This is a genomic window from Phocaeicola plebeius (genome assembly GCF_003437535.1).
GTDB classification, from domain to species: Bacteria; Bacteroidota; Bacteroidia; order Bacteroidales; family Bacteroidaceae; genus Phocaeicola; species Phocaeicola plebeius_A.
The window spans coordinates 21,891-48,452 of sequence record NZ_QSQT01000001.1 but is presented as its reverse complement, the minus strand read 5'-3'; the positions used below and the strand labels follow the sequence as shown (position 1 = coordinate 48,452).

At 44.0% G+C, this 26,562-nt stretch carries 26 protein-coding genes, 1 tRNA gene and 1 pseudogene; 23 read left to right on the top strand and 5 right to left on the bottom strand.

Going from position 1 to position 26,562, the window contains the following annotated elements; translation table 11 throughout:
• Positions 1-3: 3 nt before the first annotated feature.
• The 3 genes and pseudogenes from DXD04_RS00230 (at position 4) to DXD04_RS16805 (ending at position 4,122) form a co-directional block, all read left to right on the top strand.
• Positions 4-1,941: a rhamnogalacturonan lyase gene (locus DXD04_RS00230; RefSeq protein WP_117669953.1), complete on the top strand. Its 1,938-nt coding sequence runs from the start codon at positions 4-6 to the stop codon at positions 1,939-1,941.
• A 30-nt stretch (positions 1,942-1,971) separates the two neighbouring features.
• A pseudogene (locus DXD04_RS16810) lies at positions 1,972-3,360 on the top strand (glycoside hydrolase family 88/105 protein); the annotation flags it as partial.
• Positions 3,355-4,122, top strand: coding sequence for a rhamnogalacturonan acetylesterase (locus DXD04_RS16805; RefSeq protein ID WP_259299488.1), 768 nt, complete (start codon positions 3,355-3,357; stop codon positions 4,120-4,122). The pseudogene DXD04_RS16810 and the gene DXD04_RS16805, both read left to right, overlap by 6 nt.
• Before the next feature lie 77 nt (positions 4,123-4,199).
• Here the strand turns inward: DXD04_RS16805 and DXD04_RS00220 are convergent, their stop codons facing one another.
• A complete protein-coding gene (locus DXD04_RS00220) occupies positions 4,200-5,696 on the bottom strand; it encodes a butyryl-CoA:acetate CoA transferase (protein ID WP_117669949.1) in 1,497 nt (498 codons plus the stop codon).
• 43 nt (positions 5,697-5,739) lie between these two features.
• Positions 5,740-6,087, bottom strand: a complete 348-nt coding sequence (locus DXD04_RS00215) for a hypothetical protein (protein WP_117669947.1) — start codon at positions 6,085-6,087, stop codon at positions 5,740-5,742.
• Positions 6,088-6,209: 122 nt separating this feature from the next.
• Here DXD04_RS00215 and miaB point away from each other — a divergent pair, with 122 nt between their 5' ends.
• On the top strand, positions 6,210-7,583 hold the full coding sequence (miaB, locus tag DXD04_RS00210; RefSeq protein ID WP_117669945.1) for a tRNA (N6-isopentenyl adenosine(37)-C2)-methylthiotransferase MiaB: 1,374 nt from the start codon (positions 6,210-6,212) through the stop codon (positions 7,581-7,583).
• Positions 7,584-7,793: 210 nt separating this feature from the next.
• On the opposite strand, the gene DXD04_RS00205 is transcribed toward miaB, so the two are convergent.
• Positions 7,794-7,988 carry a PspC domain-containing protein gene (locus tag DXD04_RS00205; RefSeq protein ID WP_117669943.1) on the bottom strand — a complete coding sequence of 65 codons (195 nt, stop codon included), beginning with the start codon at positions 7,986-7,988 and terminating at the stop codon, positions 7,794-7,796.
• A 138-nt stretch (positions 7,989-8,126) separates the two neighbouring features.
• Between DXD04_RS00205 and DXD04_RS00200 the strand changes: the two genes are divergently transcribed.
• From DXD04_RS00200 to tyrS, 15 genes are all read left to right on the top strand, one after another.
• Entirely contained in the window at positions 8,127-9,023 is an 897-nt protein-coding gene (locus tag DXD04_RS00200; protein ID WP_117669941.1) for a class I SAM-dependent methyltransferase, read from the top strand.
• 6 nt (positions 9,024-9,029) lie between these two features.
• On the top strand, positions 9,030-9,899 hold the full coding sequence (locus tag DXD04_RS00195) for a cell division protein FtsX (protein WP_022052918.1): 870 nt from the start codon (positions 9,030-9,032) through the stop codon (positions 9,897-9,899).
• Between the two features lie 28 nt (positions 9,900-9,927).
• Positions 9,928-10,185 carry a DUF3098 domain-containing protein gene (locus DXD04_RS00190; RefSeq protein ID WP_178269771.1) on the top strand — a complete coding sequence of 86 codons (258 nt, stop codon included), beginning with the start codon at positions 9,928-9,930 and terminating at the stop codon, positions 10,183-10,185.
• The gene (locus DXD04_RS00185; protein WP_117669937.1) at positions 10,185-11,042 is read left to right on the top strand and encodes an undecaprenyl-diphosphate phosphatase; all 858 of its coding nucleotides are present in this window, start codon (positions 10,185-10,187) and stop codon (positions 11,040-11,042) included. The genes DXD04_RS00190 and DXD04_RS00185 overlap by 1 nt, the downstream gene beginning before the upstream one ends.
• Complete coding sequence (truB, locus tag DXD04_RS00180) at positions 11,042-11,746, top strand: tRNA pseudouridine(55) synthase TruB (RefSeq protein ID WP_117669935.1); 705 nt, start codon at positions 11,042-11,044, stop codon at positions 11,744-11,746. The genes DXD04_RS00185 and truB overlap by 1 nt, the downstream gene beginning before the upstream one ends.
• Before the next feature lie 17 nt (positions 11,747-11,763).
• Complete coding sequence (gene queA, locus DXD04_RS00175) at positions 11,764-12,819, top strand: tRNA preQ1(34) S-adenosylmethionine ribosyltransferase-isomerase QueA (RefSeq protein WP_007559583.1); 1,056 nt, start codon at positions 11,764-11,766, stop codon at positions 12,817-12,819.
• Positions 12,820-12,830: 11 nt separating this feature from the next.
• Positions 12,831-13,289 (top strand): 2-amino-4-hydroxy-6-hydroxymethyldihydropteridine diphosphokinase, encoded by a 459-nt coding sequence (gene folK, locus DXD04_RS00170; RefSeq protein WP_117669933.1) that lies wholly within the window; start codon positions 12,831-12,833, stop codon positions 13,287-13,289.
• Between the two features lie 230 nt (positions 13,290-13,519).
• The gene (gene metK, locus DXD04_RS00165) at positions 13,520-14,815 is read left to right on the top strand and encodes a methionine adenosyltransferase (RefSeq protein WP_117669931.1); all 1,296 of its coding nucleotides are present in this window, start codon (positions 13,520-13,522) and stop codon (positions 14,813-14,815) included.
• Between the two features lie 215 nt (positions 14,816-15,030).
• Positions 15,031-15,618 carry an LOG family protein gene (locus DXD04_RS00160; protein WP_117669929.1) on the top strand — a complete coding sequence of 196 codons (588 nt, stop codon included), beginning with the start codon at positions 15,031-15,033 and terminating at the stop codon, positions 15,616-15,618.
• A 110-nt stretch (positions 15,619-15,728) separates the two neighbouring features.
• Positions 15,729-16,424, top strand: coding sequence for a DUF4271 domain-containing protein (locus DXD04_RS00155; protein WP_259295948.1), 696 nt, complete (start codon positions 15,729-15,731; stop codon positions 16,422-16,424).
• A gap of 5 nt (positions 16,425-16,429) precedes the next feature.
• Positions 16,430-17,176: a uroporphyrinogen-III synthase gene (locus tag DXD04_RS00150; protein ID WP_117669925.1), complete on the top strand. Its 747-nt coding sequence runs from the start codon at positions 16,430-16,432 to the stop codon at positions 17,174-17,176.
• Positions 17,177-17,250: 74 nt separating this feature from the next.
• Positions 17,251-17,646, top strand: a complete 396-nt coding sequence (rnpA, locus tag DXD04_RS00145) for a ribonuclease P protein component (RefSeq protein ID WP_117669923.1) — start codon at positions 17,251-17,253, stop codon at positions 17,644-17,646.
• Positions 17,643-17,864: a membrane protein insertion efficiency factor YidD gene (gene yidD / locus DXD04_RS00140; protein WP_117669921.1), complete on the top strand. Its 222-nt coding sequence runs from the start codon at positions 17,643-17,645 to the stop codon at positions 17,862-17,864. Before rnpA ends, yidD begins: the two co-directional genes overlap by 4 nt.
• 14 nt (positions 17,865-17,878) lie before the next feature.
• A complete protein-coding gene (locus DXD04_RS00135) occupies positions 17,879-18,535 on the top strand; it encodes a TatD family hydrolase (protein WP_117669919.1) in 657 nt (218 codons plus the stop codon).
• 79 nt (positions 18,536-18,614) lie between these two features.
• Positions 18,615-19,907, top strand: coding sequence for a tyrosine--tRNA ligase (gene tyrS / locus DXD04_RS00130; protein WP_007559600.1), 1,293 nt, complete (start codon positions 18,615-18,617; stop codon positions 19,905-19,907).
• Positions 19,908-20,230: 323 nt separating this feature from the next.
• Here the strand turns inward: tyrS and DXD04_RS00125 are convergent, their stop codons facing one another.
• Entirely contained in the window at positions 20,231-23,473 is a 3,243-nt protein-coding gene (locus DXD04_RS00125; RefSeq protein WP_117670189.1) for a S41 family peptidase, read from the bottom strand.
• A gap of 133 nt (positions 23,474-23,606) precedes the next feature.
• Here DXD04_RS00125 and DXD04_RS00120 point away from each other — a divergent pair.
• Positions 23,607-23,677 (top strand) — tRNA-Gln (locus tag DXD04_RS00120).
• A gap of 65 nt (positions 23,678-23,742) precedes the next feature.
• Here DXD04_RS00120 and DXD04_RS00115 read toward each other — a convergent pair.
• Positions 23,743-24,606 carry a hypothetical protein gene (locus DXD04_RS00115; protein ID WP_259299486.1) on the bottom strand — a complete coding sequence of 288 codons (864 nt, stop codon included), beginning with the start codon at positions 24,604-24,606 and terminating at the stop codon, positions 23,743-23,745.
• 675 nt (positions 24,607-25,281) lie between these two features.
• Here DXD04_RS00115 and DXD04_RS00110 point away from each other — a divergent pair.
• From DXD04_RS00110 to DXD04_RS00100, 3 genes are all read left to right on the top strand, one after another.
• Entirely contained in the window at positions 25,282-25,566 is a 285-nt protein-coding gene (locus tag DXD04_RS00110; RefSeq protein ID WP_007559604.1) for a LysO family transporter, read from the top strand.
• Entirely contained in the window at positions 25,556-26,176 is a 621-nt protein-coding gene (locus DXD04_RS00105; protein WP_117669915.1) for a LysO family transporter, read from the top strand. The genes DXD04_RS00110 and DXD04_RS00105 overlap by 11 nt, the downstream gene beginning before the upstream one ends.
• A 96-nt stretch (positions 26,177-26,272) precedes the next feature.
• A complete protein-coding gene (locus tag DXD04_RS00100) occupies positions 26,273-26,464 on the top strand; it encodes a type II toxin-antitoxin system HicB family antitoxin (protein WP_007559609.1) in 192 nt (63 codons plus the stop codon).
• The last annotated feature ends 98 nt before the right edge of the window (positions 26,465-26,562 follow it).

Below are 26,562 nucleotides of genomic sequence, written 5' to 3'. Positions count from 1 at the left end.
AAAATGAAGACACAAAGGAAATGGCTCATGGCATTAGCTGCCTGCAGCCTAGGAGTACTCAGCTCCGCACAAACGAATTATGATTTCAGTAAACTACAGCGAGAAAAACTCGGAAGAGGAGTTGTCGCCGTCAGAGAGAACGCACAAAAAGTAGCCGTTTCATGGAGATATTTTTCTTCCGACCCGATGGAAACCGCATTCAATGTTTACCGGAACGGAAAAAAGATTGCACAAGTTCCAGCTGGAACAGGAACTTTTTATACAGACAATTATTCAGGAAACCAGAAAGTGGTCTATACGGTAAAACCTGTGGTCAATGGAAAAGAAACTTCAAATGAAGGGAGCTATACCCTTCCGGGAAATGCTCCTTCAGGATACATTGACATTCCACTGGACAGACCTGCAGACGGTGTCACACCTGCTGGAGAAAAATACAGCTACAGCCCCAACGATGCTTCCATCGGTGATGTAGATGGAGATGGAAATTATGAAATTATCCTGAAATGGGACCCATCAAACGCACACGACAATGCACACGATGGCTACACAGGAAACGTATACTTCGACTGCTACCGCCTGACCGGAGAAAAACTATGGCGCATCGATATGGGAAAGAATATACGTGCCGGCGCTCACTACACTCAATTCATGGTATATGACCTGGATGGAGACGGAAAGGCTGAAATTGTAATGAAAACTTCCGACGGTACCATAGATGGAAAAGGAAAAGTAATTGGAGATGCCACAGCCGATTATCGCGAACCGGGAGATCCGAACCAGCCCAAAGGAGGAGATTTCTCTCCGAACGACCCACGAAGCAAAGGAAAGCCTACCGATCCTCTTCGCAACCAGGGACGTATATTGACAGGAAATGAATACCTGACTGTCTTCAATGGACTGACAGGCGAGGCCATGCAAACCATTGACTATATTCCATTACGTGGCGATTTGAAAGGCTGGGGAGACGAGCGTGCCAACCGTAGTGACCGTTTTCTGGCATGCGTTGCTTACCTGGACGGAGTTCATCCTAGCGTAGTCATGTGCCGTGGATATTATACACGTACCGTGCTGGCTGCATTCGACTGGAACGGAAAAGAACTGAAAAATCGCTGGGTATTCGATAGCAACAACCCGGGATGTGAGAAATATGCCGGACAAGGCAACCATAACCTCCGTGTAGGAGACGTCGATCAGGACGGATGCGATGAAATCGTATATGGTTCCTGCACATTCGACCACGACGGGAAAGGACTTTATTCCACAGGAATGGGACACGGAGACGCCATGCATCTCACACAATTTGATCCGGCTTCAGCCAGTCTGCAAGTATGGGCCTGCCATGAAAACCGGAAAGACGGTTCTTCATTCCGCGATGCAAAAACCGGAAAAGTATTACTTCAATATCCCGACAAGACCGATGTAGGACGTTGTATGGCTGCCGAAATTGACCCGACAAGTCCCGGTGTAGAAATGTGGTCACTAGCCTCAGGAGGTATTCGTAACATCAAAGGAGAAGTGGTGGCAGAAAAAGTTCCCGGATTGTCTTACAACATGGCAGTATGGTGGGATGGCGACCTGCTTCGTGAACTGCTTGACAAAGGAAAAGTAAGCAAATACGACTGGAAAAACAAACGCTGCGACACTATCTTCACATTAGAAGGATGCGCATTTAACAACGGCACGAAATCTAACCCTTCACTTCAGGGCGATCTTATCGGTGATTGGAGAGAAGAAGTGCTGGTTCGTACGGACGACAATAAGTCTCTCCGCTTGTATGTAACTACAATTCCTACCGAATACCGCTTCCATACTTTCCTGGAAGACCCTGTATATAGAATCAGCATTGCTACACAGAACGTGGCTTACAACCAACCCACCCAGCCTGGTTTCTATATCGGGCCGGAACTGAAAGGCACTTTCAGAGGATATACATTCAAATAACCCATTACGCTTACATTTAAAATTAGTTATATGAATAAACTCGTCTTAAACTTCGCACTGCTGGCGGCTCTTTCTGCCGGTCTTAGTGCCCATGCACAAAAGAAAAAGGAAGTCATCAATGACTCCAATACTCCACTTCATCTTTTGCAGCCTGATTATCAGGTAGGATATGGTATTGTATCAGCAGAAGACATCAAAAAAGACATGGACCGTGTCTTGAGATACCTGGAAAGTAACACACCGACCAGAGTGGTTGACAAACGCAACGGAAAAGTCATTACCGACTATGCGAACATGGATACCAATGCACAATTGGAAAGAGGAACTTTCCGTCTGGCCAGTTATGAATGGGGGGTTACTTATTCGGCCATGCTGGCTGCCGCAGAAGCTACGGGTGACGAAGCCTACAAAAAATATGTATACGACCGTTTCAAATTCTTATCGGAAGTAGCTCCTTACTTTAAGAAAGTATATGAAAAATACGGTACAACCGATGCACAGATGCTTCAGATTCTGACTCCTCACGCCTTGGATGATGCAGGAGCCGTATGTGCGGCAATGATGAAAGCACAGATGAAAGACAAAAGCCTGAAATTGCAGGACATGATTGACAATTACTTCCATTTCATCATGTACAAAGAGCATCGTCTGGCCGACGGCACATTTGCCCGTAACCGTCCTTACCACAACACATTGTGGCTGGACGACATGTTCATGGGCATCCCCTCTGTTGCTTTGATGGGACGCTATGCATCCGACCACAATGACAAATATTATCAGGAAGCCGTACGCCAAGTACTGCAGTTTGCAGAGCGCATGTTCGTGCCGGAAAAAGGCTTGTTCCGTCATGGATGGGTAGAAGGTATGAAAGATCATCCGGCTTTCCATTGGGGACGTGCCAACGGATGGGCTATTCTTACCATGTGTGAAGTGCTGGATGTACTTCCGGCCAACTATCCCGGACGCGATAAGATTATCAACCTGTTGCAGGCACACGTTCGCGGACTGGCTGCCTGTCAAAGCAAAGACGGTTTCTGGCACCAGTTACTCGACCGCAATGATTCTTACCTGGAATCTTCTGCTACCGCCCTCTACGTATACTGTATGGCACATGCCATCAATAAAGGATGGATTGACGCCATGGCATACGGTCCGGTAGTGCAACTGGGATGGCATGCCGTATCTTCTGCTATCAATGCCCAAGGACAGGTAGAAATGACCTGTGTAGGAACCGGTATGGGATATGATCCGGCATTCTATTACTACCGCCCGGTAAATGTATATGCAGCCCATGGATATGGTCCTGTCATCTGGGCCGGAGCCGAAATGCTCAATTTACTGAAGCACCAGCATCCACGTATGAACGACAGCGCCGTACATTTCTATCCTACAGAACAGCAGACGAAAGAACCTATCTTCTTCTATTCTGAGCCGGGAAATCCACGTGAATTTGTAGCAGGAGTAAGCCGTATCAACGAAAAGAGTCCTGTCGCTTTCCTGATTGGAGACTCTACCGTAAAATGTGGAGCCGGCAACGGAGAAGATAACAAATGGGGATGGGGAAGCTACCTACAAAACTATTTTGACACTACTCGCATCAGCATTGAAAACTGTGCATTAGGAGGAAGAAGCAGCCGTACTTATTTCACGGAAGGTCTTTGGAACCGTGTACTTCCTGCCATCAAACCGGGTGATTATGTATTGATTGATTTCGGACACAATGACGGTGGCCCGATGAATACCGGACGTGCACGCGCTTCTCTGCCTGGTACTGGAGATGACTCTAAAAAAGTAGTCATGGAAAAAGACGGAAGCACAGAAGAAGTATACAGTTTCGGCCACTACATCCGTATGTATATCCGCCAGGCAAAAGTTAAAGGCGCCAAAGTCATCGTAATGTCACACACTCCGGGTAATCGCTGGACTGACAACCGCATGAACCGTTGTGACAAGACTTACGGCAAATGGTCAAAAGAAGTGGCAGAACAGGAAGGTGTAAGCTTTATCGACTTGAACGACCTGACTGCCAAGAAATTTGAGGCCATGGGAAAAGAAAAGACTGCCGCTTACTATGCCGACTCTGTACACAATACGCAGGAAGGTGCTGTATTGAATGCAGAATCAGTGGTAGAAGGTATCCGTTCACTCCAGAACTGCGACCTGAAAGACTATCTGAAATAAGCATTTACAGATAAAATCAATGCCCCGCGCTGAATTGGTAGTGCGGGGCATTTTTATAAGATACTATTTTTACTTCTTTACTTCTGAAACTCAGCCCAGTCTGTCAGACGCATGTCACCTTTATTGATAAACACCTGATGCATACCCAATGCAGCAGATAAGCTGTGGCAAGTCTGTCCTTTCGTAGAAATCTTCAGATAATCCCAAAGCAGTTGCTTGTAATCAGGATGTGCACAGTTTTCAATAACCGCTTCCGCACGTTCCATCGGGCTCTTTCCACGCAAGTCGGCTATACCCTGTTCAGTGATAATGACATTGACTGAATGCTCGCTGTGGTCCAGATGAGATACCATCGGTACGATAGAGCTGATGCAACCTCCTTTGGCCGTCGAAGGGCAAGAGAAAATAGAAATATAGGCACTGCGGGTAAAGTCGCCAGAACCTCCGATACCGTTCATCATCTTGGTTCCGCAAATATGAGTGGAATTGACATTACCATAAATATCTGCTTCAATAGCGGTATTCATTGAAATCACTCCAATACGGCGAACTACTTCCGGACAGTTGGAAATTTCAGAAGGACGCAGCACCAGTTTATGACGGAAAAAGTCCATATTGTCATAAATATCTTGCAGACAGTCATTCGTCACACTCAAAGAACAGGTACTACCAAACTTGATTCTGCCTTCTTTCACCAGTTTTATTACCGAATTCTGAATTACTTCAGTATACATTTCAAAAGGAGGAATGCTGGGGTCCTTGCCCAACGCACTCAGCACGGCATTGGCAATATTTCCTACTCCCGACTGCAAGGGAAGGAAGGTAGAAGGAATAATTCCCCTGCGCATGTCCGAAGCCAAGAACTCAGCCACATTCTGACCGATTTTATCTGTCACGGGGTCAGATTCATGGAAACCACGCGCCTCATCCGGCATATTGGTTTCTACCACGCCAGCAATCTTGGAAGGGTCTACCTGAATATAAGGAAGGCCAATGCGGTCGCTCGGACGCACGATAGGAATCGGACGACGATAAGGAGGACGTTCCATTTCATACAAATCGTGCATGCCTATCAGGCTTTTACTGTGTGCGGCATTCAATTCCACAATGACTTTATCAGCCAGTCGTGCAATGGTCGGCGTAATACCCACTCCCGCAGTCAGGTAAATACGTCCGTCTTCCGTAATTTCACAAGCTTCTATGATAGCCACACTTACATGTCCCAAGAAGCCGGAACGCAAACGCTGAGCTACCTGTGACAGATGAATGTCTGTATAATTGATTTCGCCGTTATTCACAGCCTTCCGGAAGTCCGCATTGGTAGTATAAGGAGCACGGAACTTAATGGCATGTGCACGTGTCAGCATCCCGTCACAAGAATCTCCCGTCGAAGCTCCTGTAATCAAGCCAATCTGAAAAGATTCTCCCCTTGCGTGTTTTTCTTCTGCTATTTTCGCTAACTCTGCAGTCACAGCCTTCGGACTTCCGGCAGGGGTGAAGCCACTCAGTCCAACAATGTCTCCATCCTTAATATAGCTGGCAGCTTCGGCTGCCGTAATAAAGTTAAAGCTCATAGTATCAAGTGTTTTTTATGTTAGTATTAAAAAAGTTAGTCAATCAGTCATATTTACGGCGAAAAATCTCGGAATAGATAAAAGCCCTCCTTGCATCTGCTGCATTACGAAAAGCTATATCAGGCTTCTGCTCCTCTTTTTTCGGTACATTCAATGCTTGTTCTTTCGGAGTGGAAGGTTGGGCAGAAGTATATCTCCGTTTCTTCCTTGCTTCGGGTACAGGAGCCAGAATCACCTCTTCAGGAACCTCCTCTTCCACAGAAAAAGATGCTGCCGGAGGTGCCTGTCTTACGGTCTTTACACGCTTCGGCTTCTTCTGTTTCTGGGTCCTGGCCTGAAAAAGTCCCCAGCCAATTATACCTAAAAAAACAAGAATTTGAATTACATCCATAAATATTAAGTGTTAAGGTTTTCTTCAAAGATACGAATAAAATCTATATCTCCCATCCTTTTTATGGAAGTTAACCAAGAAACAGATATCTTTGCAAGCAAATTTTTAATATAGAAAACCTTATGACAAAAGAAGCTACAGGAGCAGACTTTAAATCTGCAACTGAAAACGAAAGCAAGAAATTATTTATCGAGACCTACGGATGCCAGATGAATGTGGCAGACAGTGAAGTAATTGCATCTATCATGCAAATGGCCGGATATTCTCCTTGTGACACTTTAGAGGAGGCCGATGCCGTGTTCATGAACACCTGCTCCATCCGCGACAATGCGGAACAGAAAATTCTGAACCGACTGGAGTTTTTCCATTCTTTGCGCAAAAAGCGGAAACACCTGATTGTGGGCGTATTGGGATGTATGGCCGAACGAGTGAAAAACGAACTGATTGAAAAACATCATGTAGACTTAGTAGCCGGTCCGGATGCCTACCTGACCTTACCCGACCTGATTGCAGCCGTAGAAGCAGGAGAAAAAGCCATCAATGTGGAACTTTCTACTACGGAAACTTACCGTGACGTAATTCCTTCACGTATTTGCGGAAACCATATTTCAGGATTCGTTTCCATCATGCGAGGATGTAACAATTTCTGCCATTACTGTATTGTGCCTTATACACGCGGACGTGAACGCAGCCGTGACGTGGAAAGTATCCTGAACGAAGTACGCGACCTGCAACGAAAAGGCTATAAGGAAGTAACCCTGTTGGGACAGAACGTCAACTCATACCGTTTTGAAAAAGACGGCCAAACAGTAACCTTTCCTATGCTGCTCCGTATCGTGGCCGAAGCGGTGCCCGACATGCGCGTACGTTTCACCACTTCACACCCCAAAGACATGAGTGACGAAACGCTTCATGTCATTGCAGAAGTGCCCAATGTATGCAAGCACATCCACCTGCCCGTACAGAGCGGAAGCTCACGCATCCTGAAACTGATGAACCGTAAATATACCCGCGAATGGTATCTGGAAAGAGTAGCCGCTATCCGGAGAATCATCCCCGACTGCGGACTCAGTACCGATATTTTCTCGGGCTTCCATTCTGAAACAGAAGAAGACCATCAGATGTCTTTGTCGCTGATGCGCGAATGTGCGTACGACTCGGCTTTCATGTTCAAATATTCTGAACGTCCGGGTACATACGCTTCCAAACACCTTCCAGACGACGTGCCCGAAGAAATCAAAATCCGCCGACTGAATGAAATGATTGAACTGCAGAACCAGCTTTCTGCCGAAAGCAATGCCAAAGATGTAGGAAAAACTTTCGAAGTATTGGCAGAAGGCGTATCCAAACGCTCTAAAGAACAGCTGTTCGGTCGTACGGAACAAAACAAAGTAGTAGTCTTTGACCGTGGCAACCACCGCATCGGTGATTTTGTAAAAGTAAAAATCACGGAATCAAGCTCTGCTACTCTGAAAGGCACAGAAGTAACCGAATAACTCTCCCAGAAATAGCTCTGAGAAGACAATATAAAAAACCTGCAGACATCTTTTTCAGGATGCTTGCAGGTTTTTTACGTTTCACAAGGCAGAAACCTACGTTTCCGGCGTGCGAAACATAGGTTTCCGCTCCGCAAAACGTATGTTTCGCGCGAGGAAAACCTAAATACTTACAGCCCGTATGCCTATTGATACAAGCCTGTTTTTTAATTATTCTCTCCTGGCTTCCGGCATGATCAGCCAAAGAATCAGATAAACCAGTCCACCGGAAAAAGCTGTAAAAAATGTAGCCAGTACGTAAATAATACGCACCAAAGTAATATCCCATTCAAAATAATCGGCTATCCCAGCACAAACCCCACCTATCATACGATTGTTTGACCGTGTCAATCTTTTTTTCTCCATAATCTATTGGCAAATATTCATTATTCGGGGCTAAGTTACAAAAAACATACATAAAGCATTCTATACTCTTAAAAACTTTTAAAGAAAATCATGCCATAGGCTTTTTATTTGTTATTTTGCAGCAAATTAGGGAATAAAGTGAATATACTGAAAATAGATAAATGTCCACTTTGTGGAGGAAACCACTTTGAAGAGGTAATGACATGTACAGACCACTATGCTTCCGGTGAGTCCTTTCAGATTTGTCGTTGCAAAGACTGCGGTTTCCAGTTCACTCATCCTGTTCCGGTTGAAGCAGAAATAGGACGCTACTACGAAACTCCAGATTATATTTCACACAGCGATACGCACAAAGGGTTGATGAACCGTGTATATCACTGGGTGCGTCGCGTGATGCTTGCCCGTAAAGCACGCCTTGTCAAGCATAACTCCCGATTAAGCCAGGGCAGCCTGCTGGACATCGGTACCGGCACAGGCTACTTTCCGCATTTCATGCAGGAAAGAGGATGGCACGTTTCTGCCATCGAAAAAAGCCCTCAGGCCCGCCAGTTTGCCAAAGAGCATTTTGAACTGGACGTGGCAGCTCCGGAAGCTCTCAATGAGTTTGCCGACAAGTCGTTCGATGTCATCACGTTGTGGCATGTCATGGAACATCTGGAACATTTGAATGAAACCTGGGAGACACTGAAACGTATTCTGAAAGACCAGGGCATACTCATTATAGCTGTGCCCAACCCTACTTCATTCGATGCCGAAAAATACAAAGAAATGTGGGGTGCCTACGATGTTCCCCGACACTTGTGGCATTTCAGTCCCTCTGTCATGCAGCAGTTTGGAGCCAAACACGACTTTATTCTCTGCGAACGGCATCCGATGCCTTTTGATGCGTTTTACGTATCTATGCTGAGCGAGAAGTACCGGAAAAGTGCTTTCCCGTTCATAAAAGGCCTGATTACCGGAGCGGAAGCATGGATTGTTTCACTGGCCAAGAAAGACCGGAGCAGTTCCATGATTTATGTATTCAGAAAAAAATAAGAAATTATGAGTCAGAAGTCGGGCAGCCTTTTCGATATGCAATTCATTACCTCCTGCATCAGTACAATGCTGGTACTGCTGTTGTTGGGTATGGTGGTCTTTTTTGTCATGACCGCCAACAATCTTTCTGTATACGTACGCGAGAATATCAACTTTTCCGTTCTTCTCAACGACGACATGAAAGAAGCAGAAGCCATCCGCTTCCAAAAGCAGCTGGAAGAAGAGCCTTTTGTGAAGCAGGCCACCTACATATCGAAAGCACAGGCTCTGAAAGAACAGACAGAAGCCATGGGAACAGATCCGGCTGAATTCTTAGGCTATAATCCGTTTACGGCTTCCATCGAAATCAAGCTCAATGCAGCATACGCCAATTCTGACAGCCTGAGCTGGATTCAGGAAAAACTGCTGGACAATAAAAAAGTCATTGAAGTAAATTATCCGCAGGACCTGATTGATACCATCAACCAGAACATACGCAAAATCAGCATGTTCCTGTTAGGGCTGGCTGCTTTGCTCACCCTCATTTCATTTGCATTGATCAACAATACCATACGACTGACCATTTACTCCAAACGTTTTCTGATTCACACCATGAAGCTGGTAGGTGCAAGCTGGTCATTCATCCGGCGACCGTTCATTGTCAGAAATGTCTGGATAGGCATTCTTGCGGCGGCCATGGCCAATGCCCTGCTCATCAGCCTGTCTTACATGCTTGTCAACTATGAGCCGGGACTGCTGGAACTCATTACTCCCGAAGTAATGCTTTGTGTAATGGGGGCTGTTTTCATCTCGGGCATCCTCATTGCCACCTTGTGTGCCTACATCTCCATCAACAAATATTTGAAGATGAAAGCCGGAGATTTATATCGCCTTTAATGTTCAAACTAAATAGACAAAATTCATTATGGACAAAAAAAGTTTTGCTTTTGATAAAACCAACTTCATACTGCTTGCCATAGGTATGATAGTCATTATCATCGGATTCCTGTTAATGAGCGGACCCGGCTCTACTGAAACAGCCTTTGAACCGGATATTTTCAGTGTACGCCGCATCAAAGTGGCTCCCGTTGTTTGCTTTTTGGGATTCATTTTCATGATTTATGGTATCCTGAGAAAACCGAAAGATAAAGAAATAACTACAAAAGAAGAGGAAAGACTGTAATGGAAGGAGATTTAAGCTTATTTCAAACGATTGTAATTGCCATTGTAGAAGGACTTACCGAGTTTCTTCCTGTGTCATCTACAGGCCACATGATTATTACCCAGCATATTTTAGGGGTAGAAAGTACGGATTTTGTCAAGGCTTTTACATTTATTATCCAGTTTGGTGCAATCCTGTCGGTGGTATGTTTATACTGGAAAAACTTTTTCCATCTCAACCATACCCCCATGCCAGAAAATTGTACTCCAGTGAAGCGTTTCCTTCACAAATATGACTTTTACTGGAAGCTATTAGTTGCTTTTATCCCTGCCGCTGTATTGGGACTTCTTTTCAGTGACATGATAGATGCGATGCTGGAAAGCGTAACTGTAGTAGCTGTCATGTTAATAGCAGGAGGTATATTTATGCTATTCTGTGACAAAATTTTCGGCAACGGAAGCGAAAAAACTGTTTTGACAGAAAAAAGATCCTTTTTTATAGGATTATTCCAATGTATTTCTATGATACCGGGAGTATCACGCTCCATGGCGACAATTGTAGGAGGTATGGCACAAAAACTTACCCGAAAGAAAGCAGCAGAATTCTCTTTTTTTCTGGCTGTGCCCACCATGTTTGCAGCTACAGTGTATAAAATGGCCAAATTATTCATGGATGGAGGAACGGAAATCATATCGACGAATCTGACAACTTTAATTGTGGGTAATGTCGTAGCCTTCATCGTAGCATTGCTGGCTATCAAATTTTTCATCAGCTTTGTGACAAAATATGGATTTGTAGCTTTTGGCTGGTACCGTATCATTGTAGGAAGCATCATACTAATCATGTCTTTTTTAGGATATAATTTAGAATTGGCTTAATGAATTTCAAAGAAGGAGAAGTATTATATTTTGACAAGCCACTGCGATGGACCTCTTTTGCCGTAGTGAATAAGATACGATACCACATCAGTCGCAAATTAGGAGTAAAGAAAATAAAAGTAGGACATGCTGGCACGCTCGATCCGCTGGCCACTGGAGTGATGATTATCTGTACCGGAAAGGCTACAAAGCGTATTGAGGAGTTCCAGTATCATACGAAAGAGTACATTGCCACTCTCCAGCTGGGAGCAACCACTCCCTCTTTCGACCTGGAAAAGGAGATTGACGCAACTTACCCTACCGACCATATCACCAAAGAAATGGTCGAGGAGACATTAAAAAAGTTTGTCGGCACCATTGAACAGGTACCACCGGCATTTTCCGCATGCAAAGTTGACGGTAAGCGTGCATACGACCTGGCAAGAAAAGGAGATGAAGTAGAACTGAAACCCAAGATTCTGGTCATCGATGAAATCGAGTTGCTGGAATACAACCTGCCGGAAATTAAAATACGGGTAGTCTGCAGCAAGGGTACTTACATACGGGCATTGGCCAGAGACATTGGCCAGGCACTGCAAAGTGGTGCCCACCTGACCGGTCTGATACGTACACGGGTAGGAGAAGTAAAGTTGGAAGACTGCATGAAAGTGGAAGATTTTGAAGCCTGGCTCGACCAGCAAGAAATAGAAGTTATAAACGATTAAGGAAAGAAAGGAAGAAGATGAAACTGTCACAATTCAAATTCAAATTGCCGGAAGAAAAAATCGCTCTTTATCCGGCTAAATACAGAGATGAATCCCGCCTGATGGTAATTCACAAGTCAACCGGAGAAATTGAACATGTCAATTTCAAGGATATACTGAACTATTTCGACGACAAAGACGTGTTTATCTTTAACGATACCAAAGTCTTTCCTGCTCGTTTGTATGGTAACAAGGAAAAAACGGGTGCCCGCATTGAAGTATTCCTGCTCCGTGAGTTGAACGAAGAACTGCGCTTGTGGGATGTGCTGGTAGACCCTGCCCGTAAAATCCGTATCGGTAACAAGTTGTATTTCGGCGACGATGACTCCATGGTGGCCGAAGTAATTGACAATACGACTTCTCGCGGACGTACACTCCGCTTTTTGTACGACGGTCCTCATGATGAATTCAAGAAGGCTTTGTATGCCTTGGGAGAACCTCCATTGCCTCCTTTCATCCATCGTCCGGCAGAACCGGAAGACGAAGAACGTTTCCAGACTATCTACGCCAAAAATGAAGGAGCCGTTACCGTGCCGGCAGCCGGTCTCCACTTCAGCCGTGAGCTTATGAAACGTATGGAAATCAAAGGTATTGATTTCTCCTTCATTACCATGCACGCCGGATTGGGCAACTTCCGCGACATCGACGTGGAAGATTTGACCAAGCATAAAATGGATTCGGAACAGATGTTCGTCAACGCAGAAGCCTGCCGCATCGTCAACGAAGCCAAAGACAGAGGCAACAAGGTATGTGCCATTGGTACTACCGTGATGCGTGCCATTGAAACAGCTGTGGGTACAGACGGCCATTTGAAAGAGTTCGAAGGATGGACCAATAAATTTATTTTCCCTCCTTACGACTTTTCAGTAGCCAACGCTATGGTAAGCAATTTCCACATGCCGCTTTCTACCATGCTGATGCTTGTATGTGCTTACGGAGGATATGAACTGATCATGGATGCTTACAACATCGCACTGAAAGAAGATTACCGTTTTGGTACTTACGGTGATGCCATGCTGATTCTGGATAAATAAACCATCACTCTATGGCAACAGTTTATCTGGGATTAGGTACAAACCTTGGCGATAAAGAAGCTAATTTACGTACCGCCATCTATAAACTACAGGAAAGGATAGGGAAGCAAGTTTCCCTATCCTCTTTTTATGAAACAGCCCCTTGGGGATTTGAATCAGACCACAGTTTCCTCAATGCAGCAATAGGACTGGAAACCAACCTCCCTCCTATTGAGATACTGCACATCACGCAGGAAATAGAGAAAGAGCTGGGAAGGACAAAGAAATCAGTCAACGGGAGCTACAGCGACCGACTCATTGATATTGATATTCTTTTATACGACACTCTCGTGCTCCAGACACCTGAGCTTACAATTCCTCATCCATTGATGACGGAAAGAGATTTTGTGATGAACCCCCTAATCGAAATTGCAGGAAACGTAATCCACCCCACCCGGCAAAAAACATTGTCCGAACTATATCAGGAATAATTTGGCAACAGGCAAGTAGCATAAAGCTATGTTAAAAAGAAACTGAAATTGTAATTATTCCAATTTATATCACTATCTTTGCAGCGAAAATAAAAAGTGGAAAGATTTGAGTAGCTTGCAACCACGGAAAAAAATGCTAAAACACATTGTTATTTCCCCGAAGATTACTTCTCTACTCTGTCCGTACACGGATAAAAACAAACCATTAACAATTTTAATTTACCACAACAATGGGATACTTATTCACATCCGAATCGGTGTCTGAAGGACACCCCGACAAAGTGGCCGATCAAATTTCGGACGCTGTGCTTGACAAACTGTTGGCTTACGACCCCAGTTCAAAAGTAGCTTGCGAAACTCTGGTAACTACCGGACAGGTGGTACTGGCAGGAGAAGTGAAAACCAAAGCGTATATTGATTTGCAGCGCGTAGCACGCGAGGTAATTAATAAGATAGGCTATACCAAGAGCGAATACATGTTCGAAGGTAATTCATGCGGTGTATTCTCTGCCATTCACGAACAGAGTCCTGACATCAACCGTGGAGTAGAACGCGAAGACCCGATGAATCAGGGAGCAGGCGACCAGGGTATGATGTTCGGTTATGCTACCAACGAAACAGAAAACTACATGCCGCTGTCGCTCGACCTAGCACACAAGCTGCTGATGGTATTGGCTGACATCCGTCGTGAAGGAAAGGTGATGACTTACCTTCGTCCGGACTCTAAGAGCCAGGTAACTATTGAATATGATGACAACCGTCGTCCGGTACGTATTGATACCATCGTAGTATCTACCCAGCACGATGAATTTATCCAGCCGGAAAATGACTCAAAAGAAGCTCAATTAAAGGCTGACGAGGAAATGCTGGCACAGATTCGCAAGGACGTAATTGAAATCTTGATGCCGCGTGTCATTGCAGAAATCCACAACCCGCAGGTACTGGCTTTGTTCAACGACCAGATTAAATACCACGTAAACCCGACAGGTAAGTTCGTGATTGGTGGTCCTCACGGTGATACCGGACTGACTGGCCGTAAGATTATTGTAGACACTTACGGTGGTGCCGGAGCTCACGGAGGAGGTGCTTTCTCAGGAAAAGACCCCAGCAAGGTAGACCGTAGTGCTGCATACGCTGCACGCCACATTGCCAAGAACCTGGTAGCTGCCGGAGTAGCAGACGAAGTATTGGTACAGGTTTCATACGCCATCGGAGTGGCACGTCCAATCAATATCTACGTAAATACTTACGGACGTAGCAATGTAGCTCTGACCGACGGAAAAATCGCTAAGAAAGTGGATGAAATCTTCGATATGCGTCCGCGTGCCATTGAAGAACGCTTGAAACTGCGCAATCCGATTTATAGTGAAACTGCTGCTTACGGACACATGGGCCGCGAACCGCAAATCGTTACCAAACATTTCGAATCGGCTTACGAAGGCAACAAAGACGTGGAAGTAGAACTCTTCACCTGGGAGAAACTGGATTATGTAGACAAAGTGAAAGAAGCTTTCGGACTGAAATAAGCCGAAACCTTCCACTAACCATACAGAGGGCTTGATACATCAGAAGATGGTCAGGCCCTTTTTGTTGGCATAACGTTTTGGCTATGCACTTACCTTTACCTATCTTTGAATCCTCGAAGATAGGATGCGGTTCGGCAATACTTACGCTCAAAAGCAAGCTTTTGGCTTGACATTGCACTCACCTTTACCTATCTTTGCAAAAACTAAAAAAGACCATGAACGATATCAAAAATATATGCGTATACAGTGCTTCCAGCACCAAAATAGATCCTATTTATTTCGAAGCAGCCGAAGAACTTGGAAAAATTCTTGCACAAAAACATATCAACCTTATTAACGGAGCCGGATGCCTGGGACTGATGTGCCGCATCAGTGACGCAGCTCTTGCTGCCGGAGGAACCGTAACCGGTGTCATTCCCCGGTTCATGGTGGAACAAGGCTGGCACCACAAAGGACTGACCCGACTGATAGAGACGGAAAGCATGCACGAACGCAAACAACTTATGGCCGATTTGTCCGACGGAGTGATTGCCCTGCCCGGGGGATGCGGTACACTGGAAGAGCTACTGGAAATCATTACCTGGAAACAGCTTGGACTATACCTGAAACCCATCGTCATACTGAATACCAACGGATTTTATAACCCGCTGTTAGAAATGCTTCAACAAGCTATTTCCCAGAACTTCATGCGAAAAGAACACGGAAATATCTGGCACGTGGCACAAACTCCCGAAGAAGCTGTAAATTTATTATATACCATCCCTCACTGGAGCAAAGAAATTCGTAAATTTGCCGCAATATGAACAAGTTTTGCCATACCGGTTTCTCACAGATTCAAGAACTCTACAACCAGCACGTAGAGCAGATAGACAGTGCACTGCAGCATTGTAAGGAAACACCGTGTACAAACGGTATGGCAGGAGAACCCATTCCTTATCAGTTACGAAATGACTTTGCGGTTACCGGAATTGTATTTCTTTGCTTTTTCCTGGCCGTATACGCCCTGAAAAACGGGAAAAAATACCTCTATCAACATATCAAAAGTTTTTTCCGCCACAAAGAAAGAGCGGGGCTTTTTGACGACACTTCTAATTTCAACATCCGCTACACCCTGAGCTTAGGAAGTATAAGCTGCATATCCGCCGGATTATTTGTATATGATTTTTTCTCTAAAACCGACCCATTTCTGTTCCAAATAGTTTCGCACTATGCCATTCTATTTATCTACATATTCTGCGTACTATTGACAGTGACAGGAAAAGCCCTTTTATATCAATTTATCAACTGGATTTTCTTTGACAAAGAAAAAAATAAAGCCTGGATTTCTGCCTATTTTGATCTGCTCTCCGGTATTTCCCTTGTCTTATTTCCTTTGTCACTGCTCGTCGTTTATTTCAATTTAGACTTTCACTTTTCTAAAACCTTCGTACTCACAGCAGTAATATCTTTCAAAATATTGTTATTTTATAAGTGTATTAGGAACTTTTTTAATCATTTTCATGGCATTTTACATTTAATTCTGTACTTTTGCACCCTCGAAATCATACCCTTACTTTTCCTCTGGAAAGGATTGATATATATAAATAACATTTTTATTTTAAAATTCTAGTAACGTTGAAAATAAAGAAAGTCCTCGTTTCTCAGCCTAAACCAACGACTGAAAAGTCCCCTTATTTTGACATTGCTGAGAAGTACGGAGTGAAGATAGATTTTCGCCCGTTTATTAAAGTAGAAAGTTTGTCAGCTAAAGAATTCAGACAGCAGAAGGTTTCTATCTTAGATCATACAGCCGTTGTGTTTACTTCACGCCATGCTATCGATCACTTCTTTAGCCTGTGTGCAGAGTTGCGCGTAACAATTCCGGAAACAATGAAATATTTCTGTACTTCGGAAACTATCGCTCTGTATATTCAGAAATACGTTCAATACCGTAAGCGTAAAGTATTCTTCGGTGCTACTGGAAAGTTTGCTGACCTGCTTCCGCAAATTATCAAGCATAATACGGAAAAATACTTTATTCCGATGTCGGATGTACACAATGACGAAGTAAAAGACTTGCTCGACAAGAACCACATCCAGCACACGGAAGCTGTAATGTACCGTACTGTCAGCAACGATTTCACTCCAGAAGAAGAATTCAACTACGACATGCTGATATTCTTCAGTCCGGCAGGTATTCAGTCGCTGATGAAGAACTTCCCGAATTTCGAACAGAAAGACATTGCTATCGGAAGCTTCGGACCGACTACTGCTAAAGCCGTAAAAGATGCAGGCTTGCGTCTTGATTTGGAAGCTCCTTCAAGTGCAGCTCCTTCCATGCCGGCAGCGTTGGATATGTTTATCCGCGAACACAACAAATAAAAAATAATTCTGACAAACAAAGCGAAGCAATCCATTTTCTCATTACTTCGCTTTGTTTCATTATATACCCCTCTATGACCGATTCTCTAAAATTAACCCTACCGAAAGTAGAACGACTGAACAGCCGGATTCTGATTGAAAGACTGTTTACAGGAGGCAGCAAATCACTACCTGCTTTTCCGTTGCGTATCGTATACATGCCGGTAGAGGGAGAGAATCTACCTGCAGCCACTATCCTGATTAGCGTACCCAAAAAAAGATTCAAGCGGGCCGTCAAACGCAATCGTGTAAAACGTCAGGTACGTGAGGCCTACCGTAAAAACAAACACATCCTGCTGGATGCGTTAAAAGACTCAGGACGGAAAATTGCCATTGCCTTTATCTGGCTCGACAATGAGTTGCATGAATCGGCCGATGTGGAAGCTAAGGTGGTTAAACTGTTGCAACTTACCGCAGAACGTCTGGCATGAAAAAGCTACTTTCTTTTCTGCTCCTGCTTCCCATTTATTTTTACCGGAACTGCATTTCACCCTTTACGCCTCCCTCCTGTCGATTCACTCCGACTTGCTCTCAATATGCCATAGAAGCGATACAAAAGCACGGACCTTTCAAAGGGCTTTACTTAGCCATACGACGCATTCTTCGTTGCCACCCTTGGGGAGGTTCGGGATATGATCCGGTTCCTTAAAAGCCTGTTTTCACATGATTGACACTCTCTTTTTCGACGCACACACACATCATTTGCCCCAACCACAGACCACTGCCATCGTGAGCTGCCGCATGGACGAGAAAACGGCTTCTTCTTACCTGCAAGCTCCATTTATCTCCGTCAGCCTGCATCCGTGGTATCTCACGGAAGAAAACATTCAGTCACAAATAGATTGGCTGGTACAGACTATCCAAAGTGATTCGCGAATAGTCGCACTGGGAGAAGCCGGGCTGGACAAAGTATGCGATACCCCTTTCGACTTGCAAATACAAGCTTTCAGGAAAGCGATAGAGTTATCAGAGACATATCATCTCCCCTTAGTGATACATTCCGTAAAAGCCACTGAAGAGCTGTTTGCCTTGCACAAGAAATATCACCCCGCACAAGCCTGGATTATCCATGGTTTCCGAGGTAAAAAAGAACTTGCCACCGACCTGATACGACACGGATTTTATCTCTCTTTCGGAAAAAAATACCAGGAAAAAGCATTGTCCATCGTCCCTGCAGACAGATTATTATTGGAAAGCGATGAAGCAGACACAGACTTTCCGAGCTTCTATCGTCAAGTAGCCTCACTACGCGGAACCTCTTTTGACAGCTTGGTTGAAAATATCAAAGAAAATGCTAACCGTCTCTTTTTTAATCGCTAAAAATTGGTTATTCAGATAAAGTGTCGTACTTTTGCTTCTGTATTATTAAATAAATATGTTAAACTAAGAATTTCATTCGATGAATTTTGTAGATGAACTAAGATGGCGTGGAATGGTACATACCATGATGCCGGGCACAGAAGAATTGCTGGAGAAGGAAATGGTGACAGCTTACCTGGGTATTGACCCTACAGCTGACTCGTTGCATATCGGCCACTTGTGTGGCGTGATGATGTTGCGTCATTTCCAGCGTTGCGGCCACAAACCGCTGGCTCTGGTAGGAGGTGCAACCGGTATGATTGGAGACCCTTCAGGTAAGTCACAGGAACGTAACTTGCTGGATGAGGAAACACTGCGCCACAATCAGGAGTGTATCAAGAAGCAGTTGGGCAAATTCCTCGATTTCGAATCGGATGCCCCTAACCGTGCAGAACTGGTAAACAACTACGACTGGATGAAAGACTTCTCTTTCCTGGATTTTGCCCGCACCGTAGGAAAACACATCACCGTGAACTACATGATGGCAAAGGAATCAGTTCAGAAACGTCTGAACGGAGAAGCACGCGACGGTCTTTCATTCACTGAATTTACTTATCAGCTGTTACAAGGATACGATTTCCTGCATCTGTATGAAACCAAAAACTGTAAGCTTCAGCTGGGTGGTTCTGACCAGTGGGGAAACATCACCACGGGAGCAGAATTAATCCGCCGTACCAACGGAGGTGAAGTATTTGCCCTGACTTGTCCGCTGATTACAAAGGCCGACGGTGGTAAATTTGGTAAGACAGAATCAGGAAATATCTGGCTGGACGCACGATATACCTCTCCTTACAAGTTCTATCAATTCTGGCTGAATGTAAGCGACGAAGACGCTAAGCGTTATATCAAGATATTCACTTCACTGAGCAAAGAAGAAATAGAAGGCCTGATTGCAGAACACGAACAGGCTCCTCACTTGCGTGTACTCCAGAAACGTCTGGCTAAGGAAGTAACTATCATGGTTCACTCTGAAGCTGACTACAACGCTGCTGTAGAAGCTTCTGGCATCCTGTTTGGAAACGCTACTTCTGAAGCATTGAAGAAACTGGATGAAGATACCCTGCTTTCTGTATTCGAAGGCGTTCCTCAGTTTGAAGTAGCCAAATCGGATATTGAAGCCGGTATCAAAGCGGTAGATTTATTCACTGAAAAGGCTGCTATCTTCCCATCAAAAGGTGAGATGCGTAAGCTGGTTCAGGGCGGCGGCGTTTCTTTGAACAAAGAAAAACTGGCTGCATTTGACCAGGAAATTACCACAGCCGACTTGCTGGATGAAAAATACCTGCTCGTACAGCGCGGAAAGAAAAACTATTATCTGGTAATTGCCAAGTAAATTCTTTTAGAAAAAATACCGGAAGGCTGTCTCAATTCAATTTGGGGCAGCCTTTCTTATGTCTTACAGTTCCGTCCATAACCCTTTATCCAACAGCAAGGGTCAAGTTGCCAGTACTTTCAGGCCAGTACTGCAGTACTCCCTAAGCAGTACTTTAGTACTTTCAAGGAAGTACTGGAGTACTGCCAAAGAAGTACTGGCAGGAGATGGAAATCACCTCAGAAAATAAAGCCTGAGAGCAAAAAAATACCGGCTGACTCCTTGTGAATCAACCGGTACTTTAGGATATGTCCGGAAAGCAATCCTTCCGGATATTTCAGCACTTATTTCTTTGCATCCAGCTCTTTAAGCAGTTCATCTACCGCAGCCTTCAACTGTGTATCCTCTCCTTTCACTACTGTTTCAGGCGCGTTCAACACATATACATCCGGCTCCAGCTCTTTGTTTTCCAGGTAGCTTCCGTCCGGCAGACGATAACCAATCACAGGAATACCGTAAATCAAATCCGGGTCTTGCATCCGTACCCAGTTTACGCTGGTCATGGTTCCAGGTACCGGAGCACCTACCAGCTTACCCATCTGGCGATGTTTATACACCCACGGTGTGCCGTGTGCATTGGAATAATTGGCTTCGCACTGTACCATGATAGAAGGCTTGTTCCAGCGACGGCTCGGCATGTCGCATGCTTCACGACCACGAATCACCTGTGTCAAATACTTCTGACCACTGAACAGCACTTCAATATCTTCATGCAAACGACCTCCTCCGTTGAAACGGGTATCAATCACAATACCTTCGCGGTTGTTGTATTTACCCAAAATATCGGAATATACCGTACGGAAGCTGCCGTCGTCCATTGATTCGATATGTACATAGCCCAAACGGCCATTTGACCATTTATCCACATCTGCCGCACGCTGTTTTACCCAACGTTCATACAGCAGACTGCTCAGCGTTCCCCCGCTGATAGGCTTCACCACCTCATCCCAGCGTTCTTTTGATTGTGCATCGTAGAATGAAACCAATATCTTCTTGCCTGCCTTTCCGTTCAGCAAAGCAGAGAAATCGGCATCTACCGGCTGACCGTCAATCTTTTCAATCACCACACCCGGTTTTACCCGTGTCGTTTTCCGGTCGAACGGACCTTTTTCCACCACTTCGTCCACTTTCATGCCTTTTCCGGTATAATTCCAGTCATAAAGCAATCCCAAGCTGGCAGTTGCTTCTTTTGCTCCCGGACGATAACGGCCACCTGTATGCGATACGTTCAGTTCACCCAGCAATTCACTCAGCATTTCCGCATAATCATACTTATTATTGATATGCGGCAGGAAACGACGATAATTAGCGGTCATAGCCTTCCAGTCTACCCCGTGCATATTCACCTCATAAAAACGCTTCTGTTCCTCACGGCACATATTATCATACATATAAGCACGTTCGGCAGCCAAATCCATCTTCATTTCTGCACGATAAGAAATAGGCTTCAACTTCTCACCGCCCAAATCCATTTTCTGCATGGAGCCTGAACCTAATACGAAAAGATTTTTTCCTTCCTTATCCATTTCCATATCGGCCCAGCCGGAACCCATCTTGTGTAACAATTTGATTTCCCGTTTGCGCAAATCCATCTTCCACATATCAAATCCACGCTCAAAAGCCGACAGATAATACAAACTTTCTCCATCCTTTGAAAGAATGGCCGAAGCGATGCTCGATGAATTCGGAGTCAGACGTACGATGCGGTCCTGAATGCCCTCCAGTTCCACCACGATGTCTTTCACTTTGTCGGCTTCCTCTTTCTTATCTTCTTTTTTATCTTCTTTCTTTCCGTCTTTCTTGTCCGCAGCTTTTTCCTGTTCTTTTTCCAGTTCCTTCTGGAGTTCATAATCCTCCTTGCTCATGCGGAACTTGTCGTAGGCATCCTGATTGACAAAAACCATCATCACATCGTCCAGTGAACCCCATGAAGCGTGATTTCGCATACCGTAACGCTCTGTAGTAAACAAAATGGCATTACCGTCCATTGTCCACTTCGGAGAACTGCTTGTATAACCACTGTTCGTCAGGTTGACTAACTCTCCCTTTCCGTCTGCACTGACCAAGGCAATGTCCGTGTAAGGATCATGCTTGTTTCCAATAAATTCTAGTGTAAACCATTTGCCGTCGGGCGACCAGGCATAATTAAACCCTCCACTCAATTCATACCATGTGCTTCCATCGGTAATCTGACGTACCTTATTTGTTTCCAAATTCAGCACTTTCAGGCGGATACGGTCCTCAATAAAAGCCACTTCCTTGCCATCGGGTGAGAACTTAGGATACATCCGTTCCACAGTCTTCGAAGGCAACAGTACTTCTTCTTTTATCAATGTCGCATTCGGGAAATTCAAATCCTCTTTCCGTTCAATTTCCGCCTTATAAAGCTGCCAGTTCCCATCGCGTTCGCTGGCATATACCAGTGTACGGTTGTCTGCCCCGAAAGAAAGTCCTTCTTCTGCTTCAGGTGTGTGCGTAATCTGTTTGGTAGTACCATATTCCACAGAAGTCACGAACACCTCTCCACGTACAATGAAAGCCACCTGCTTACCGTCGGGCGAAGCTACCGCTTCCGATGCCCCCCGAGTATAGCTCAATGTAACCGGAATTTCCTGGTCATCCCGTGTCAGTGACACATTCACCTTACTTGGCTTTCCGCCTTGTTTCTGCGTATAAATTTCTCCATTATAGGTATAGCACAGCGTACCGTCACCTCCCAAAGAAAGGAAGCGCACCGGATGTGTAGAGAATGAAGTCAGCGGTTTTACCTGTTCCGGATTATCCAGCGGGAAAGAATAGACGTTAAACGAGCCTTTGTTGCGTTCACTCAAGAAGAAAACCTCCTTGCCATCCGACGAAAGCACCGGATTACGGTCCTCTCCTGCCCGCTTGGTCAGATTGGTATGCTTGCCCGATGCCCTGTCGTACATCCATACATCACGTGTGATAGAAGAAGTATGATGTTTACGCCATTCATCTTCAAATCCTTTCCGGTCCTGATACAGGAACTTATCGCCTGCCGCATTGAAACAAACCATTTCGGCAGGAGTACCCAGAATTTGTTCCGTTTTTCCACCCTCGGCAGGAACCTTATACAGTTCTGTCATGGCAGAAGTCGGGAACAATGCACTGCTGGCAGGGTCCTGAATGCTTGCAGAAAATACAATAAACTTTCCGTCCGGTGTAAACGCAGAAGGAATTTCCGAAGCAGAATTCGTAGTCAGTCTGCGGGCAGAACCTCCATTAGCCGGCATAACAAACACATCTGTATTTCCAAAACGATCGCTGGCAAAAGCAATCTGTTTACCGTCAGGCGACCACACCGGTGACGACTCATACGAATCTTGTGTAGTCAGCTGTACTGCTTCTCCACCCTTGGCAGACACTTTGTAAATGTCGCCCTTATAACAAAATACAATTTCTTTTCCGTCTGGAGAAATACGTACATCACGCATCCATAGCGGAGTAACCGCCATAGCATGTGCAAAAGTAGTCCCCAGCAACAATGTGCACAATGTTTTTTTCATCATAAGCTAAGTTGTTTTGCAAACAAAGGTAAGGATTCCCGTCAGAAACAGAAAAAAAGTCAGAAATTATTTGGAAGGTATTCATAAAAACGCTTATCTTTGCAGCGTTTTCTGAGGAAAACACCAAGAAGTTTGGACTATGGTGTAATGGTAGCACAACAGGTTTTGGTTCTGTTTGTCCAGGTTCGAATCCTGGTAGTCCAACAACCAATCAAAGAAAAGCCCTAAGAGAATCTCTTAGGGCTTTTCTTTTTCTATCTAAATATTTATCAATTTTCAATTTCAGCTTCCTTTTCAACCTCCATTCCTAAAAGGATAAGATTCCAGCCTTTAAATACAAGCCAAAGTGCTACCAATGAAATAAGTCCCACTATAAGTCCTGTTAAAGGAAACAGGTCAATAAAAGCTCCCACCAATAAAACAATCATACTGTTACGCAAATAACCAGCTCCTTTCTGACCATCTGCTCCTAATGAAGCCGACTGTTTCATTGAGCCGTATCCTAAGAACTCGAAAATGAAACCAATTATCAGCAAAATGCCGGCAATAATGCCTCCCAATAATGGAATCCAACCAAATACCACAGCTACAATTCCTAAGATTACAGCAATTTTCAAACGAGAAGCTCCCTTAGCTCCATCTGCATCAAGATTTGCTTTTAACTTACCCAGTCCTACCAGATAAAGAATCAATCCTAACAAAGCAGCTATAGCTGTCAATGTATTATCTCCAATACTGTCATACACGTGCAGCAAAATAGCTAACAAGATAAAATAAGCCCCTTGACTTCCCTGATTATTCCATTGAATACCAAGACTTCCTTTAGCCATAAATACAGCTATCAATAAAGCTATCAGACTCACATAATCCAGCCACATAGGTGTATTAGGAATCAAAGTCAGTAAAGCAATAAAAAGTCCACCACCTGCAAGCCCCAGGAAAGGTACAGGTAATTCTTTCCCCAATGTCTTATAAAACGAATAAAGTGCTAATCCACCTCCCACAATTCCAATAATTTGGCAACAGAACACCGGAATGTCAAAGTCTGGCATACCAATTAATGACCCCACTAATGACCCCAAATCGGGCAATAACGTACACACTACAAGCAGCGTACAAAATTGTAACTGCAAAAATTTCTGCTTTGTTTCCATCTGTAATACGATTTAAAATAATAGATAAGAAAATGAAAATCACTAAAAACAAATTTAGTTATTTAATATAAAAAAACAAACAAAATCCATCTTAATATCCTGATTTTATTATAATTTGATACAAACAAGATCTTCGCATACATCTGAAATAATACAGCAGATAAAAGATGTAAGTGATTTTCATATAATATCTATCACCTTCATGTTTTCAACTCAGGAACATAGATTTCACACAAAAGCACTTTATATCCTACTTTCCTTAGTTTGGTTTCAATTTAACAGAAGAAGAAACGACTTTAATAGTAAAATAGAGATTTTTCTAGGTTCTCAATCAGAATAAGGCATATATAATTATACTTTCATTCTTATTTCTACCAATTTAAAACCATACAAAAAGCAATAATTTAAAACAATAACACGTATAATATTAGCTATTTATCATACATAAAGTTTTTTATTGCATAAAATTTCTGACTTTCAGGGAAAAGTCGTACCTTCGCGCACGATTTCACCCACACAAAAACTTATAATTTGAAAGTATAGTATGAAAATTATCTGGTCTATCCGGTCATTTAACTTTACAAACGTGCCTTAGAAAGGGTTCCTGGCGAGAGAAAAACTTTCTATGTTTCATTTTATAATCAACAATTTTTCATGTTCACTTTTATTTCTATAATGGCTGTAGGAGTCCTTATAGGCTATCCTTTGCGCCGTAAACAAAGCATTCATAAGATACCCGTACTTATACAAATCGTAGTTTGTCTGTTACTTTTTATTTTGGGACTGTCTATCGGAACAAATAAACTTATCATTGGCAACCTGAGTTATTTCTGCCAACAGGCAGCCATCATCTCCATGCTGAGTCTGTTGGGAAGCTCTGTAGCCGCTCTACTTGTGTCTCACTTTTTCTTTAAGAAAGGAGCAAACCGTGAAGGGTAGTCTTTTGATTCTGATATTTTTCCTGATGGGATGCCTCATCGGCTATTTTTATACCATCGGATTCGACATTCATGAAATGTCAGTAAAAGTACTTTATGTATTGATGCTCCTGTTAGGAATGAACTTAGGAGGTAATCAAGATTTAAAAGGATTTGTCGCGCAATTTAATTTCAAGATGCTGCTCGTCCCCATTGCCACAGTATCAGGTACGTTTCTTTTCTCTGCCATCGCCGGCTTTATTCTGAGCCAGTGGAGTGTATTCGACTGCATGGCTGTAGGCAGCGGATTTGCGTATTATTCCATTTCATCAGTCCTCATCACACAGCTCAAGACACCGAGCATGGGACTGCAAGTAGCCACGGAATTAGGAACAATTGCCTTGCTGGCCAATATCTTCCGTGAAATGACCGCACTGGTCGGTGCACCTTTCATCCGGAAACATTTCGGACGTCTGGCTCCCATCTCGGCGGCAGGCATCGGCTCTTCCGACATTCTGCTGGCCGCCATCACCAAATACTCCGGAAAAGATGCCATTCCGCTGGCCATCCTGCATGGTATTCTGATTAACCTCAGCGTACCTTTCTTCGTTTCATTATTTTGTAACTTGTAATACAGACACGTAACTTCATGTAAACGTAACTACATAGCAACTTTTCTGTAATAAAAAACACGGACCTTTGGGCAGACTTTAAAAAAGGAGATTATTATGGAAACAGTTGCAGACAAATATGTAGTAGAATGTACGCCCGACGGTGAATATTACGCTTACCTGTGCAATCATGAACAATGCTTTGCATACGGTGAAACCGAAGAAGAAGCGCTGGAAAACCTGGAAACCGCGGCAGAAGAATTCTACAATGAATTCAATTCTATTTTCTACATGGAGGATATAGCCTGATACTATATTGAAAAAACGCACATTGTAAGTAAATTGCCGATATTTAGTCATTTCTCAAAAGCCATTTCTGTGGGACGCAGGAATGGCTTTCTTCTTGC